Source organism: Brevundimonas sp. TSRC1-1 (genome assembly GCF_049898245.1).
GTDB lineage: Bacteria > Pseudomonadota > Alphaproteobacteria > Caulobacterales > Caulobacteraceae > Brevundimonas > Brevundimonas mediterranea_A.
Map to the genome: position 1 here is coordinate 463,001 of NZ_JAFCXI010000002.1, position 14,609 is coordinate 477,609.

Consider the following 14,609-nt stretch of genomic DNA (forward strand, 5'->3'; position numbering starts at 1 on the left):
GCGGGGGAGGAGGAGGTGGTGGTGGCACGACGGGCGTTACGACGCCCCCGCCGCCGCCTCCCCCGCCCCCACAGGCCGCAAGGGGAAGAAACAACAGGCCTACACCCAGCAGAACCGCCCTGCTTAACCGCAAACCGCCCATGTCACCCTCCCTGACGCAGAGCCCTCCGCCATGCGTCACATCAGTAGCAATTCAACTCCTTAACGCTTTGTCGAGGTGGGCCAGAAGTGTCGCCCATGCGTCCCGGGCGTCCGCCTCGGCGTAGCTGGCGCGGTAGTCGGCGTGGAAGCCGTGCGGCGCGTCGGGATAGACGATGATCCGGCTGTCGGTCTGGCCCGCTCGCGCCAGGGCCTCGCGCATCCGCTCGACGCTGGCCAGGGGGATGCCCTGGTCCTGGCCGCCGTACAGACCCAGGACGGGCGCCTTCAGGTCATCGGCCAGATCGACCGGCCACGGCTGGCCGGATGAAATTTGCACCGGCGTCGCGTCGGGGGCCGGCGCCAGACGGCCGTACCAGGCCACGCCGGCGCCGATGACGGCGAAGCGCGCCGCCGCCTGCCACACCACCTTGCCGCCCCAGCAGAAGCCGGTGATCCCGACCTTGCCGTCCCGCGCCCACAGCTGCTGACTGGCCCAGTCCAGGGTCGCCGACAGATCGCCCATCACCTGCTCATAGTCGGCCGCACCGACGATCTGCATGATCCGGCCCATGTCGGACAGGGGCGCCGGATCCTCGACCCGGTTGAAGAAGGCCGGGGCGATGGCGGCGTAGCCCTGCTTGGCCAGGCGACGGCAGATGTCCTTGATATAGTCGTGGACGCCGAAGATCTCGGACACCACCACCACGACTGGAAAAGGCCCCTCGCCCGCCGGCCGCGCCACATAGGCCGGCAGTTCGAACCCGTCCGGCGCCGGATAGGTCACCTCGGCGGTCTCCAGCCCGGCGGCGTCGGTGGTGATGGGTCGGGCCTCCTTGGCCAGGGCCGCGACCGCATAGCCCGAGAAGAGCAGCCCCCCCAGGGCGCCCACCGCCCTGCGGCTCAGCTTCAGATCATCGGGGGTCTGGCCTTCGGGACGGATCAGGGTGGTCATGGGACGGCTCCAGAAACGGGGAGCCGCAGACCATCACGGCGCGCCGGGGGCGTCCAGTCAACTTAGGCGGAAGTCGATCCGATTGGCTTGACGAAACAGACAGCCTCCGGTCGGCCGACATAGAGGCCATAGGGCGGAATTTCGCGATAGCCGGCGCGGAGATAGAAGCGCACGGCCACAGTGTTGACGCGACGTGTTTCCAGCCGGATTTCGCCGTAGCCGAGGCTTTTCGCCTTCGCTTCCAGAGCCGCGAGCACGGCCGAACCCACACCCTGTCCGGCGCCCCCCGCATACATGCGCTTGATTTCGGCGACGCCCGGCTGGAGCGGACGCAGGGCGCCGCAGCCTATGGCCCGCCCCTCCTCGTCCCGCGCCAGCAGGAAGGCGGCGCCCGGCCCCCGCACATCATCTGCATCGAACGAGGCCTGGCCGCTGGAGCCCGTGATCGCCGCCAGTCGCTGGGACAGGGCGGCGATCAGACCGCGGGCGTCGCCATGGTCGGGGTCGGCGTCCTCGATAAGGATCATCCGGGGTCGATCCTCAGTGCCGGAAGACCCGCACCCCGGTGAAGGCCATGGCGATGCCCTGCTCGTCGGCGGCGGCGATGACCTCGGCGTCGCGCATCGAGCCGCCGGGCTGGATCACCGCGGTGGCGCCGGCCGCGACGGCTTCCAAGAGGCCGTCGGCGAAGGGGAAGAAGGCTTCCGAGGCGCAGGCCGAACCCTGGGCCAGGGAATGGGCCAGTCCCTTGGCCTCGCCGGCCTCCTTGGCGCGGATCGCGGCGATGCGGGCGCTGTCGCGACGGTTCATCTGGCCGGCGCCGATGCCGGCGGTCTGGCCGTCCTTGGCGTAGACGATGGCGTTGGACTTGACGTGTTTGGCCACGGTGAAGGCGAACAGCATGTCCTGGATCTCGGTCGGCGTCGGCTGGCGGCGCGTGACGATCTTCAGGTCTTCGGGCTTGATCAGCGACCGGTCGCGGCTCTGGACCAGGAAGCCGCCGGCGACCGAGCGGAACACCTCGCCCGGCCCGTGCGGATCGGGCAGGCCGTCAGTGATCAGCAGGCGCAGGCTCTTCTTCGAAGCAAAGACTTCCTTGGCCTCGTCGTCGGCGCCGGGGGCGATGACCACCTCGGTGAAGATGCCGGTGATGGCGCGGGCGTCGTCGCCGTTCAGCGGGCGGTTGACCGCGATCACGCCGCCAAAGGCCGAGACGGCGTCGCATTCCAGCGCACGGGCGTAGGCTTCCGACAGATCCTTGCCGACCGCGACGCCGCAGGGGTTGGCGTGTTTGACGATGACCACGGCCGGGGCCTCGAACTCGGCGACCAGCTCATAGGCGGCGTCGGCGTCGGCGATATTGTTGTAGCCCAGCTCCTTGCCCTGGATCTGGGTCGCATGGGCCACGCCGGGACGCGCTTCCCCGGTGCGATAGAAGGCGCCGCTCTGATGCGGGTTCTCGCCGTAGCGCAGGGTCTGGGCCAGCGAACCGGCGATCGACTTGCGGGCCGGGGCGACGTCCTCGACCTGGCTTGCGAACCAGCCGGAGACGGCGGCGTCATAGGCAGCGGTGCGGGCGAAGGCGCGGGCGGCCAGCCGCTTGCGCAGGGCCAGATCGGTCGAGCCTTCCGCCTTCAGCGCCTCAAGGATCAGGCCGATGCTCTCGCCGTCGACGGCGACGGCGACATAGCCGTGGTTCTTGGAGCCCGAGCGGATCATGGCCGGACCGCCGATGTCGATATTCTCGACCGCCGCCTCGAACGAGCCGCCGGAAGCAACGGTGGATTCGAACGGGTAGAGGTCGATCCAGACGATATCGATGGCGCCGATGCCGTGGTCGATCATTGACTGGGCGTGATCCGCGGCGTCGCGCACGCCCAGCAGGCCGCCGTGGACGACGGGGTGCAGGGTCTTGACCCGGCCGTCCATCATCTCGGGGAAGCCGGTCAGATCGGCCACATCCTTGACCGGCAGGCCCAGTTTGGCGATCGCCGCGCGGGTGCCGCCGGTCGAGATCAGTTCGACGCCCAGGTCGTGCAGGGTGCGGGCGGCGTCTTCCAGTCCGGCCTTGTCGGACAGGGAGATCAGGGCGCGTTGCGGCTTGACCCGGTCGGGGGCGGGCGGAAAGTCGGGAGCGGCGGGCATGGCGGCGTCCGTAAAGGCTGGGGGAGGATGGCGCGGCGTCTAGCACCGGGGCGCCCGTGCGTCACCCCGTATGCGGACGGATCAGAGCAGGCCGAACCAGCGAAGCGCGTTGAGGATCAGCCCAAGCGCGATCAACGGACCGAAGACCCGAAAGGTGTGACGCGTGCATCGCTCGGGAAAGAAGGTGTCATAGGCGCCGTCCGGGCGGGCGCCGTAGCGGACGGCGAGGGCCGTCAGAGGGCACTTCAGGCCGAAGCCGACGAAGACCACGACCTCAATGGCCACCAGGGTCAGGGCGACGTAAAGCCACGGCCCGCTTCGCCCCGAAATCCCAGCGTAGAGGACGGCGAAACAGGCCGCCGACATGACGATATAGATGGCCGTATGCAGACCGCGCACGATCCGCAGGCGGCCGGCGTCGGTCACGTCGGATCGCCGCTCGCGCCCGCCGGGCTCAGCTTCCAGCGGATTCGGCTCTCGCTGTCGGTGCGGGCCGAGCCGCGCACCACGATCTGCAGCGAGCGGCGGGTCAGGCCGGCGTCGATATGGACGCTGGGTTCGATGGCCACGTCGGGGCCGTCGGTGCGGAACCACCAGCCCCGGCCCGAGGCGCCGCGCAACAGGATCGAGCGGCGGTCCCGCGCCAGCGAGGCCTGGACCCCCGGCTCCAGATGGAAGCGGATGGCGTAGGGGGCCGCGATCTGGCGGATCATCTCCTTGCGGCCCGGCGTCGGGAACAGTTTTTCCTCAGCGCGCAGTTCGTCCATCCGCTGGTCCAGATAGAGGCGGCGCTGGTGGTTCAGGCCGAAGGCCTCGTTCCAGCCGTCATGCTCCATGTCCAGCCAGACGGCGCCGTCGCCGTCGCGCTGGTCGGTGGTGACATGGATGGGCGGCCCGACCAGGCGTGGACCCAGCAGTTCGCCCTTCCAGCCGCCCAGCGGCTCGTTCAGCGACCGCTCGCCCAGGGTCAGGGTCGAATGGCCGGGCGTCAGCCGCAGGGCCTGACGATCCGTCGCCCGCGGGGTCCAGCCGGAGCCGGTCACCAGCCGGTCCTTGCCGCAGGCGATCTCCAGCGCCATCGGCTGGGCGCAGGCGGACGCCCCCCAGGCGCCCCCAGCCGGCGAGGCGGCGTCGGCGATGATGGCCAGCAAGGGGCTGGCGATCCGCGTCAGGCCGGCGACGGTTCCGGTCGGCGGATGAGCGGGATCGCCCTTGGTCGTGGCGGTCTCGTCATGGGCGCGGGCGGCGGCGACACGGGCGACGGTGGACGGTCCCCCGCCCTGGAAACTGGCCAGGCGACCGTCCGGCAGGGTCAGAAGCCGCAGGCCCTGCGTCAGGCGGGCGATGGCGCCCGACACGGCGTCCGGCGTCGGCTCGGACAGCTGGGCCAGGGCGTCGTCCAGGGTCAGCAGGTCGAGCAACAGCTCCAACCCGGCCTCGGGACTGCGTGACGCATGGCCGCCGTCGTCCAGGACCGTGGTCTTCAAGGCGCTCGTCAGGCCGCCTAGCGCGCGCCGCCGCAAGGCCTGACCCGGCGCCCCGGCCAGGACGCAGCCGCCGACAGCCGCCGCCGTCAACCGTTCGGCCCGGGTCGCCAGACCGCCGGGCGGGCGCAGCAGCTGTCGGGTCTGGCGCGCCAGGCTGTCGGCCAGTTTCAGTCGTTCGGCCTCGGTCGCCACCGCGCCCATCTTGCGGGCGGCGCAGGCCAGATTGGTCACCCGGCGCGGCAGAATTTCGGGACCCCAGGCGAAGGGCGACCAACGCGCGAAGGTGTCCGCCCAGGCGAGCGTCAGACGCAAGGCCTCGCGCGCGCCCCGCTCCCCCTGGGCCATCAAGGCCGGCAGCCAGTTGAAGGCATGGAGTTCTACGGCGAAGGGACGCGACGGGCTGGGGCGGTTCCACGGATCCGCCGGCGCCTCGACCTCCATCGAGGCGCCGGCCAGAACGAAACGACCGACCAGCAGATTCTTGCCCGGCGCCGGATCGTGCGGCCGGAAATCGCGCGGCGTGGCCGCGAAGGCCGTGACCTTGCCCCCGCCCAGGAACGGGCTCAGCGTCAGGCTGTAACCCGGCAGGCCGTACAGCTCGATCCACAGTTGACGGGTGACCAGGCGTCCGGCGATGGCCGGCCACAGGCCCGGTCCGGTCGCCGTCTCGCCCGACCGCACCGGGGTTCGCACCGGCGCGCCGGCCAAGCCGGGGATCTGACCCGAGGCCAGGCCTGGCGTGGCTTCGGCGCCGCGCGGGGCGAAGGGACTGATCGGGCTCACGCGGCGGCCGGGACGGCCTTCAGGGCGGCGATATTGGTCGCATAGTCGCCCTTGAACACGAAGGAGCCGGCGACCAGGGCGTCGGCCCCGGCCGCGACGCAGGCCGCCGCATTGGCCGAGGTCACGCCCCCGTCCACCTGTAGATGGGCCGTCGATCCGGCGCGGTCCAGAATGGCGCGGGCGCCGGCGATCTTGCGCAGCGAACTGTCGATGAATTTCTGTCCGCCGAAGCCGGGATTGACCGACATGATCAGCACCAGGTCCACCAGATCGACCACCTCTTCGAGGATCGACAGGGGGGTGGCCGGATTGAACACCACCCCGGCCTTGGCCCCCAGCTGGCGGATGCGGCCCAGGGTGCGGTGCAGGTGCGGGCCGCTTTCGGGATGGACGGTCAGGAGATCGGCCCCGGCGTCGCGATAGGCCTCCAGCCACGGATCGACCGGCGCCACCATCAGGTGCACGTCGAACGGCAGGCTGGTGTGCGGACGGATCGCCTTCACGATGTCCGGCCCCAGGGTGATGTTGGGCACGAAATGCCCGTCCATCACATCGATGTGGATCCAGTCGGCGCCCGCGGCTTCCAGCGCGCGGACCTCTTCACCCAGGCGCGAGAAGTCGCTGGCGAGGATGGACGGGCAGATCAGGGGGGTAACGGCCATGGCCCCTCGGATAGGACGGCTTGCGGGCGGGAGCAAGCCGCTCCCGCTCAGGAAACCCGTTCCAGCCGGGCGGCGAAGAAGCCGTCCAGACCGCCGTGTTCGGCCCACATGGACGGCAGGATGCGCAGCCAGCCTTCGGGCGTCAGGGCCTCGGGCGGGGCGCCCAGGGCCGCAGGGTCCGCCGCGACGGTGCGGAAACCGGGGTTGCGGCGCAGGAAGGCGATGACCTGGGTCTCGCCCTCCTCGCGCTCCAGCGAACAGGTGCAATAGACCAGACGGCCGCCCGGCTTGACCCGTTCGGCGGCGGCGTCGAGCAGGCGGTGCTGGACATCGGCCAGTTTGGCGACCTCGGCCGGCTTGGTGGCGCGCAGGACTTCGGGGTTGCGGCGGAAGGTGCCCGTCGCCGTGCAGGGGGCGTCCAGAAGCACGGCGTCGAAGGTGCGGTCGTCCTCCCAGTCCTCGGCGGGAACGGCGATCACCTCGGCGGTCAGGCCGGTGCGATCAAGGTTCTGGGTCAGGCGTTTCAGGCGCGGGGCCGAGCGGTCCAGGGCCACGACCGAGGCGCCGGCGGCGGCCAGTTGCAGGGTCTTGCCGCCGGGGGCGGCGCACATGTCCAGGGCGGTCTCGCCGGGCTTGACGTCCAGCAGACGGCCGGGAACGGCGGCGGCGGCGTCCTGGACCCACCAGTCGCCGTCGTCGAAACCGGGCCAGGTCGCCACGTCGCCGCGACGGCCGGTGCGCACGGTTCCACCCTCAAGCGCCTCGCCCTCGACGGCGGCGGCCACGGCGGCGGGATCGACGCCGGGCTTGAGGCTGAGATCCGTCGCCGGCTCCTCGCGGGCGGCCAGGGCCAGGCCGGTCAGGGCGGCCTCGCCATAGGTCGCCTTCCAGCGGGCGGCGATCCAGTCGGGCAGATTGCTCTCGGCCGTGGTCAGGCCGGGGCCGTCGCGGCCGACGCCGCGCAGCACGGCGTTGACCAGATTCTTGTAGGGCCGGGTCTTGGGATCGCGCTCGGCCAGTTTCACGGCCGTGGAGACGGCGGCGAAGGCGGGGGTCTCCAGCACCAGGGTCTGGGCCAGGGCGATGCGCATCAGGGTGCGGACGGCCTCGGGCGGCGACTTCTGCAGGCGGCGGTCCAGGATCTGGTCGATCTCGCCCAGGCGGCGCAGGGCGGCCATGGCCACGGCGCGGGCGAAGGCGCGATCGACGGGCTCCAGCGCGCGGGCGGCGGGTTGGGACAGGGCCTCGTCCAGCCCGTTGCGCTTCTCCAGCGCCGCGTTCAGCAGAATACCGGCGACGACGCGGGCCTCGACGCCGATGTCGTCCTGCGACGGAGCTTGCGCCACCTCGACCGGCGCCGGGCGCGGCCGGCCCTTGGTCGCCATGCGGCGACCGCGCGCCTGTGAGCTGTGACCGCCGCCCCGTCCTTCAGAACCGCGTCCTTCGGAACTCATACGGCCACCTGCGCGCCCAGCTCGACCACACGGCCGGGCGGGATATGGAAGAAGTCGGTCGGGTTGGCGGCGTTGCGCATCAGGAAGATGAACAGCCGGTCCTGCCACAGGGGCATGCCCTGGCGCGCCGACGGGATCAGCGAACGGCGGCCCAGGAAGAAGCTGGTCGACATGATGTCGAACTTCAGTCCCTGTTTGCGGCACAGACCCAGGGCGCGGGGCACGTTCGGCGTCTCCATGAAGCCATAGGTGATGGTCAGCTTCTTGAAGTCGTCGTTGATCGGCTCCATCCGCACCCGGTCGGCTTCCTTGACGCGCGGCCGTTCGGAGGTGCGCACGGTCAGGATGACGTTCTTCTCGTGCAACACCTTGTTGTGCTTGAGATTGTGCATTAGGGCGACCGGCGCCACGTCGGGATCGCTGGTCAGGAAGATCGCGGTGCCAGGCGCGCGGTGCGGCGGTCGGGCCTGAAGCATCTCGATCAGGTCGTTCAGCGGCAGGCTGTCCTTGCGGGTCTTGGCCGTCAGGATCTGGGTGCCGCGCACCCAGGTCCACATGATCAGGACCAGGCAGGCGCCCAGGACCAACGGCATCCAGGCGCCGTCCGGGATCTTCAGCAGGTTGGAGGTCAGGAAGACGCTGTCGATGAAGGCGAACGGAACCAGGGTCCCGGCCACCGCCCACATCGGCCATTTCCAGCCCTTGCGGATCACCGAATAGGCCATCAGCGTATTGACCAGCATGGTCCCCGTGACGGCCACGCCATAGGCGGCGGTCAGATTGTGCGAGCTCTGGAACACGACCAGCAAGACCAGCACCCCGATCATCAGGAAGCTGTTGACCGCCGGCACGAAGATCTGGCCGGCCTGGGTTTCGGAGGTGTTGCGGATGTCGATGCGCGGCAGAAGGCCCAACTGGACAGCCTGTTGGGTGACCGAGAAGGCGCCGGTGATCACGGCCTGGGAGGCGATGACGGTGGCGGCCGTGGCCAGGATCAGCATCGGCCAGTAGGCGAACTCGGGCACCATGTTCCAGAACGGGTTTTCGGCCGAGCCGGGATTGTCGAGAATCAGGGCGCCCTGGCCCAGATAGTTCAGGGTCAGGCAGGGCAGGACGAAGGCCAGCCAGCCCATGCGGATCGGCGCCTTTCCGAAATGGCCCATGTCCGCATACAGGGCCTCCGCGCCGGTCACGGCCAGGAAGACACTGCCCAGGATGATGAAGCCCAGGAAACCGTCCTTCAACAACAGCATGACGCCATAGTGGGGCGACAGGGCGCGCAGCACGCTGACGTCGTCGAAGATGTGGTACAGGCCCAGCCCGCCCAGGCACAGGAACCAGACGGCGGTGATCGGGCCGAAATATTTGGCCAGGCTGGCGGTGCCGCGCGACTGGGCCATGAACAGGGCGATCAGGATTCCGGCCGAGATCGGCACGATGAACGGATCGAGCTTGCCCGACAGGCCCGGCGCGTCCTGCAGGCCCTCGACGGCCGACAGAACCGAAATGGCGGGCGTGATGATGCCGTCGCCATAGAAGAGGGCCGCGCCGCAGACGCCCAGGATGAAGATCCAGGCGCTGCGCCGGCCGACCGCGAACTGGGCCAGGGCCATCAGCGACAGGGTGCCGCCTTCGCCCTTGTTGTCGGCGCGCATCAGGAAGAAGACGTATTTGAACGTCACCACCACCATCAGGGCCCAGAAGGCCAGGGAGACGACGCCGATCACGGCCAGGTCGCCGCCGACGCCCGACTGGGCGTGGGCGATGGCTTCACGCAGGGCGTAAAGCGGGCTGGTGCCGATGTCGCCGAACACCACGCCGATCGCGCCCAGGGTCAGGGCCCAGAAGCCGCCGTGCTTGGCGATCTGGCCCCCTGGAGCGTGGGACTCGGGTCCCGTGGCGTGGGTGGGTTTGTCCGGCGTGTTCGACGCGGCGGGGAGAGCGCCCGCGTCGTGGGGAGTATCCCCGGCCATGCGTATCCTCCGGGTCTCCGACGACAGGTCGAGCCCTTCAAAGCGGCGAGCCTTTAGGCCCATTCCGCGCCCGCTTCAATCGTGGGCGCGGGGATTCGGTTTCCCCTTGCACCACAAGGATTTGTGATTCGGTCCAGGAGCGCCTATTTTCCTTACAGGAACACAACCATGTCAGACAGCCAGCGCTTCCCCGTCGCCGCCCACGCCTTGGCCTATATGGCCCACAAGGGCGCTTTTTCGCCTGCCCAGGCGGCGCCCAGCGCCTTGCTGGCGGCGTCCGTCCCGACCAATCCTGTCGTGGTGCGGCGCGTGACGGCGCTGCTGGCCAAGGCGGGACTGATCGCCACCCGTCCCGGCGCCACCGGCGGATCCTGGCTGCTGCGCCAACCGGAAGACATCCGACTGGACGAGGTGCTGAAGGCGGTGAACGGCTGCGCCCACATCGGTTCGCCCCCCGCTGGGGCCAAGGGCTGCCCGATCAGCGAACATATTCCCCGCCAGGTCGCCAAGGCCCTGACCGCCGCCGACGAGGCCGCGACCGAGGCCCTGTCCAAGATCACCATCGCCGACCTGCTGGACGAGAACCCCGTCTCCCTGGCCGCCTATACGCCCCACGCCTCCTGCCCCGTCGCGGCGTGAGCATGGGACCTGGGCGGCGCCGGATCGACGCATGAAGCGGACGGTGCTGATCACGGGCGCCTCCGCCGGCATCGGCGCGGCCCTGGCCCGCACCTACGCCGCCGAGGGCTGGGACCTGATCCTGACCGCCCGGCGAGAAGGACCGCTCGTGACCCTGGCCGAGGCCCTGTCCGCCGCCCATGGCGTCGTCGCGACCGTCCTTCCCCAAGACCTGTCGGACCCAGCGGCGCCCGAACGTCTGATCGTCGCCGTCACGGCGCGCGGCCTGACCGTCGACGGCCTGGTCAATAATGCGGGTTTCAGCCGCGTGACGGGCTTTCTCGACACCGACCTAGCCGCCCACCGCGCCATGATTCAGGTCATGCTGACGGGGCCGGTCGAGCTGTCGCGCCTGTTGTTGCCCGGCATGGTCGAGCGACGCTTCGGCCGGGTGCTGAACGTCGCCTCCCTGGCCGGCCAGATGCCCGCGACCGGCGGCGACACCCTGTACGGACCCATAAAGAGCTTCCTGATCAAGGCGTCCCAGGGCCTGTATCTGGAAACCTTGGGAACCGGAGTCCACGTCACGGTGCTGAACCCCGGCTACACCTTGACCGAGTTTCACGACGTCAACGGCTCGCGCGACCAGGTGTCCAGCGCCTATCCGGCCTGGATGTGGATGGACGCCGACCGTGTCGCCCGCATCGGCTACGACGCCTGCGAGGCGAACCGGCCCAGCGTGACCCCCGGCGTCATGAACAATCTGATGGCCGGCCTGGCCCGCTTCCTGCCCGACGGCCTGGCGCTGCGCATGGTGGCGAACCACGCCAGGCGGCTGGACCGGCTTTAGCCGTCAGATGTGGATCGCGTGCCCCAGGGCGCGCAGGGACGCCTCGTGGAAGGCCTCGCCCAGGGTCGGGTGGACGTGGATGGTCCCCGCCACGTCTTCCAGCACCGCCCCCATCTCCAGCATCTGGGCGAAGCTGTTGGACAGTTCCGAAACGTGCTGACCCACCGCCTGGAGGCCCAGGATGCGGTGATCGGCCTTGGACGCGATCACCCGCACGAACCCGCCGTCCTCGCCGGCCTCGATGGCCAGGGCGCGGCCGATGGCGGCGAAGGGGAAGACCGACTGGATCACGTCGTCGCGGCCCGCGACATCGCTCGGACCCAGGCCGGCCGAAACGATCTCCGGCTCGGTGAAACAGACGGCGGCGATGGTGACGGGATCGAACACGCGGTCATGACCCGCGATGATTTCCGCGACCACCTCGCCCTGGGCCGAGCCCTTGTGGGCCAGCATGGGTTCGCCGGTCAGATCGCCAACGGCCCAGACATTCTTCATCGAGGTGGCGCAGCGCTGGTCGATCTTCACGAACGGCCCGGCCATGGTCACGCCCATATTCTCCAGGCCCCAGCCCTGGGTGCGCGGCCGACGGCCGACCGTCACCAGCACCTTGTCGGCGTCCAGTTGCAGGGGTTCGCCGTCCTTGGTCGTGACGTTCAGCTTGCCGTTCCCGAACCCGCCGGCGCGCGCGCCCAGGTGCAGTTCGACGCCGTGCTTCTCCAGCCACTTCGCGACCGGATCGGTCAGGGCCTTGTCATAGAGGGGCAGGATGCGCTCGGCCATTTCGACGATGGCCACCTCGGCGCCCAGCTTCCTGAAGGCGATGCCCAGTTCCAGCCCGATATAGCCGCCGCCGACCACGACCAGCTTCTTGGGGACCTCCGACAGGCTCAGCGCCTCGGTCGAGGAGATGACATCGCCGCCAAACGGCAGGAAAGGCAGTTCGACCGGCTCCGATCCCGTCGCCAGGATGACGTGTTCGGCGGTGATGCGGATCTCGCCGTCTTCGGTTTTCACCACACAGGTCTTGGCGTCCTCGAACTTCGCCCAGCCCTTGATGACCTTGACCTTGGCCTTCTTCAGCAGGGCCGCAACCCCGGCGTTCAGCTTGCGGACGATGCCGTCCTTCCATTCGACCGTCTGTTTCAGGTCGATGGCGGGCGCCGCCGCCGTGATGCCCAGCGTCCCGCCGCCGGCCGCCTTGGCCACGGTCTCGAACTTGCCCGCCGCATGGATGATGGCCTTGGACGGAATACAGCCGACGTTCAGGCAGGTCCCGCCCAGGCCGTCGCCGCCGTCCACCAGCACGGTGTCGAGGCCTAGCTGGCCGCACCGGATGCCGGCGACATAGCCGCCGGTGCCCGCGCCGATGATGAGGACTTTGGTCTTGAGGGTCTGGGTCACTGGTATTTCTCAAAATACGGCGTCAACTGCGGAAGGGTTGCCCAGCCCCGGTGATAGACCAGGGGGCCATTAGAAGGCGCTGTTTGAACCATCATGACGAGGTCGCCCTCCTTGTGGTTGAGGTAGTTGAGGCAGAGTGGCGCCACGCCGGGCGTCAGCGACTGCCGGACCTCCATCGCGCCGCTGACCTGAGCGACATTCACTGTGGGCGCGCCTTGGATCACTTCCAGCGTCACGATGTGAGCCGTGCCTGGGACGATGATCACCCCGCCGCTGTTATCAGGCGGCAGCATCTCCACCCGCTCTACCCGCGCCAAGGATATCGCTACGGAAGGGTCGTTCAACCAGCCATGCCAGTTCGGAGGAGGCGGCGGCGAGCACGCAGCGGCAGGCCCGGCGATGTACGCCAGAAAGCCCGCCGCGATCACCGCCGACAGCGCCCGCATCACCCTCACCCCATCCACAGCGTCGCGGGGTGTTCCAGCAGTCCCTTGATCCGCTGGACGAACACCGCCGCGTCATGCCCGTCCACGATGCGGTGATCGAACGACGACGACAGGTTCATCATCTTACGCACGACCATCTGGCCGTCTCGGACGACGACCCGTTCGGCGATCTTGTTGGGACCGACGATGGCGACCTCGGGGCGGTTGATGATCGGGGTGTGGACCACCCCGCCCAGCGTGCCCAGCGAGGTGATGGTGATGGTTGAGCCCGACAGCTCCTCGCGCTTGGCCGTCCCGTCCTTTGCCGCACCCGAGACGCGGGCGATTTCCAGCGCCGTATCGTAAGGATCTCGCGCCTCGGCGTGACGAACCACCGGCACCATCAGGCCGTTCGGCGTCTGGGCCGCGATGCCCAGATGGACCGGGGCGTGCTGGGTCAGGACGCCCGCCTCGTCATCGTAATGGGCGTTGATCTGCGGCTGGTCGCGCAGAGCCACCACGATGGCGCGGGCGATGAAGGGCAGCAGGTTCAGCTTGGGCTGGTCCTTCGCCTTGGTCGCATTCAGGTGCGCGCGAAGCTCCTCCAGCGCCGTGACGTCGATCTCCTCCACATAGGTGATGTGAGGGATGCGGCGCACGCTGTCGGCCATCTTCTCCGCGATCTTGCGGCGCAGGCCGATGATGCGGACCTCGGTGGCTCCTTCGGCGCGGGCGAAGGTCGAGCTGCCGGCCGAAGGCGCGGACGCAGGAACCTGGCCGCCACGCGCGATGAAGCCGTCCAGGTCCTCGTGCGTGATCCGCCCGGCCGGGCCGGTGCCAGGCACGAAGGCCAGATCCACGCCCAGATCGCGCGCGCGGTTGCGCACGGCGGGCGAGGCGGACGGGCGTTCGCCGGGCGCGCGGCCGGTCAGGGCGGGGGCGACGGACTTGCCCCCCTCCCCCGCTGCGCGGGTGCTCCCCCCAGGAGGGGGAGATTTTTGTGCGAGCGTCGGCGCCGATCCTCCCCCCCTGGGGGAGGTGTCGCCGGAGGCGACGGAGGGGGCCTGAACGGAGGTTTGAACATTGCCGGCGCCCGCCACATCGAACGCCACCAGCGGCCCGCCGACCGGCACCGACTTGCCCGCATCGCCGTACAGGGCGACCACGGTTCCGGCGATGGGCGAGGTGATCTCCACCGTCGCCTTGTCGGTCATGATGTCGGCGATGATCTGGTCTTCCTCGACCGCATCCCCGACCTTGACGTGCCAGCCGACCAGCTCGGCCTCGGCCGTGCCTTCGCCGACGTCGGGCAGTTTGAAGACGTAGTTGCCGGTGGGTGCGGCGTCAGCCCCCTCCGTCGCCTTCGGCGCCACCTCCCCCAAGGAGGGAGATTTGGATGCTGCGCGATCTCCCCCCCTTGGGAGGAGCACCGGCGAAGCCGGGGAGGGGGGCGTCGCCTCATCCGCATTCCCCGCCCCCTCGACCTCGAACTCCACCAGCGGCCCACGCACCGGCACCATGGCGCCGGGCTCGCCGTGCAGGGCGATGACCTTGCCGGACACCGGGGCGGTGATCTCCACGGTGGCCTTGTCCGTCATGACGTCGGCGACGATCTGATCCTCGGCGACCGTGTCGCCGACCTTGACGTGCCAGCCGACCAGCTCGGCCTCGGCGGTGCCTTCCCCCACGTCGGGCAGTTTGAAGACGAAACGACCCAT

13 protein-coding genes are annotated in these 14,609 nt (G+C 69.5%); 2 read left to right on the forward strand and 11 right to left on the reverse strand.

Annotated features, from left to right (window positions below):
• Nucleotides 1-193 precede the first annotated feature (193 nt).
• The 8 genes from ACP7CK_RS08255 to ACP7CK_RS08290 all read right to left on the reverse strand — a co-directional run bounded on the left by ACP7CK_RS08255 (nucleotide 194) and on the right by ACP7CK_RS08290 (nucleotide 9,597).
• Nucleotides 194-1,093 (reverse strand): dienelactone hydrolase family protein, encoded by a 900-nt coding sequence (locus ACP7CK_RS08255; RefSeq protein WP_426025694.1) that lies wholly within the window; start codon nucleotides 1,091-1,093, stop codon nucleotides 194-196.
• Nucleotides 1,094-1,155: 62 nt separating this feature from the next.
• On the reverse strand, nucleotides 1,156-1,620 hold the full coding sequence (locus ACP7CK_RS08260; RefSeq protein ID WP_372704890.1) for a GNAT family N-acetyltransferase: 465 nt from the start codon (nucleotides 1,618-1,620) through the stop codon (nucleotides 1,156-1,158).
• Nucleotides 1,621-1,633: 13 nt separating this feature from the next.
• Entirely contained in the window at nucleotides 1,634-3,238 is a 1,605-nt protein-coding gene (gene purH, locus ACP7CK_RS08265; RefSeq protein ID WP_426025695.1) for a bifunctional phosphoribosylaminoimidazolecarboxamide formyltransferase/IMP cyclohydrolase, read from the reverse strand.
• An 81-nt stretch (nucleotides 3,239-3,319) separates the two neighbouring features.
• Nucleotides 3,320-3,664 carry a hypothetical protein gene (locus ACP7CK_RS08270; protein WP_426025696.1) on the reverse strand — a complete coding sequence of 115 codons (345 nt, stop codon included), beginning with the start codon at nucleotides 3,662-3,664 and terminating at the stop codon, nucleotides 3,320-3,322.
• On the reverse strand, nucleotides 3,661-5,508 hold the full coding sequence (locus ACP7CK_RS08275) for a heparinase II/III family protein (RefSeq protein WP_426025697.1): 1,848 nt from the start codon (nucleotides 5,506-5,508) through the stop codon (nucleotides 3,661-3,663). The genes ACP7CK_RS08270 and ACP7CK_RS08275 overlap by 4 nt, the downstream gene beginning before the upstream one ends.
• A complete protein-coding gene (gene rpe, locus ACP7CK_RS08280; RefSeq protein ID WP_372704894.1) occupies nucleotides 5,505-6,170 on the reverse strand; it encodes a ribulose-phosphate 3-epimerase in 666 nt (221 codons plus the stop codon). Before rpe ends, ACP7CK_RS08275 begins: the two co-directional genes overlap by 4 nt.
• A gap of 47 nt (nucleotides 6,171-6,217) precedes the next feature.
• Nucleotides 6,218-7,555 (reverse strand): RsmB/NOP family class I SAM-dependent RNA methyltransferase, encoded by a 1,338-nt coding sequence (locus ACP7CK_RS08285; protein ID WP_426025698.1) that lies wholly within the window; start codon nucleotides 7,553-7,555, stop codon nucleotides 6,218-6,220.
• Nucleotides 7,556-7,620: 65 nt separating this feature from the next.
• Nucleotides 7,621-9,597, reverse strand: coding sequence for a potassium transporter Kup (locus ACP7CK_RS08290; RefSeq protein WP_035308235.1), 1,977 nt, complete (start codon nucleotides 9,595-9,597; stop codon nucleotides 7,621-7,623).
• A 168-nt stretch (nucleotides 9,598-9,765) separates the two neighbouring features.
• On the opposite strand from ACP7CK_RS08290, the gene ACP7CK_RS08295 reads away from it, so the two are divergent.
• Nucleotides 9,766-10,236 carry an Rrf2 family transcriptional regulator gene (locus ACP7CK_RS08295; RefSeq protein WP_426025699.1) on the forward strand — a complete coding sequence of 157 codons (471 nt, stop codon included), beginning with the start codon at nucleotides 9,766-9,768 and terminating at the stop codon, nucleotides 10,234-10,236.
• A gap of 31 nt (nucleotides 10,237-10,267) precedes the next feature.
• Nucleotides 10,268-11,065, forward strand: a complete 798-nt coding sequence (locus tag ACP7CK_RS08300) for an SDR family NAD(P)-dependent oxidoreductase (protein WP_426025700.1) — start codon at nucleotides 10,268-10,270, stop codon at nucleotides 11,063-11,065.
• Between the two features lie 3 nt (nucleotides 11,066-11,068).
• Here the strand turns inward: ACP7CK_RS08300 and lpdA are convergent, their stop codons facing one another.
• The 3 genes from lpdA to ACP7CK_RS08315 are packed head-to-tail and all read right to left on the reverse strand — an operon-like array spanning nucleotide 11,069 to nucleotide 14,609.
• The gene (gene lpdA, locus ACP7CK_RS08305) at nucleotides 11,069-12,466 is read right to left on the reverse strand and encodes a dihydrolipoyl dehydrogenase (protein WP_426025701.1); all 1,398 of its coding nucleotides are present in this window, start codon (nucleotides 12,464-12,466) and stop codon (nucleotides 11,069-11,071) included.
• Nucleotides 12,463-12,912, reverse strand: a complete 450-nt coding sequence (locus tag ACP7CK_RS08310) for a hypothetical protein (protein ID WP_426025702.1) — start codon at nucleotides 12,910-12,912, stop codon at nucleotides 12,463-12,465. Before ACP7CK_RS08310 ends, lpdA begins: the two co-directional genes overlap by 4 nt.
• Before the next feature lie 5 nt (nucleotides 12,913-12,917).
• Complete coding sequence (locus ACP7CK_RS08315) at nucleotides 12,918-14,609, reverse strand: 2-oxo acid dehydrogenase subunit E2 (RefSeq protein WP_426025703.1); 1,692 nt, start codon at nucleotides 14,607-14,609, stop codon at nucleotides 12,918-12,920.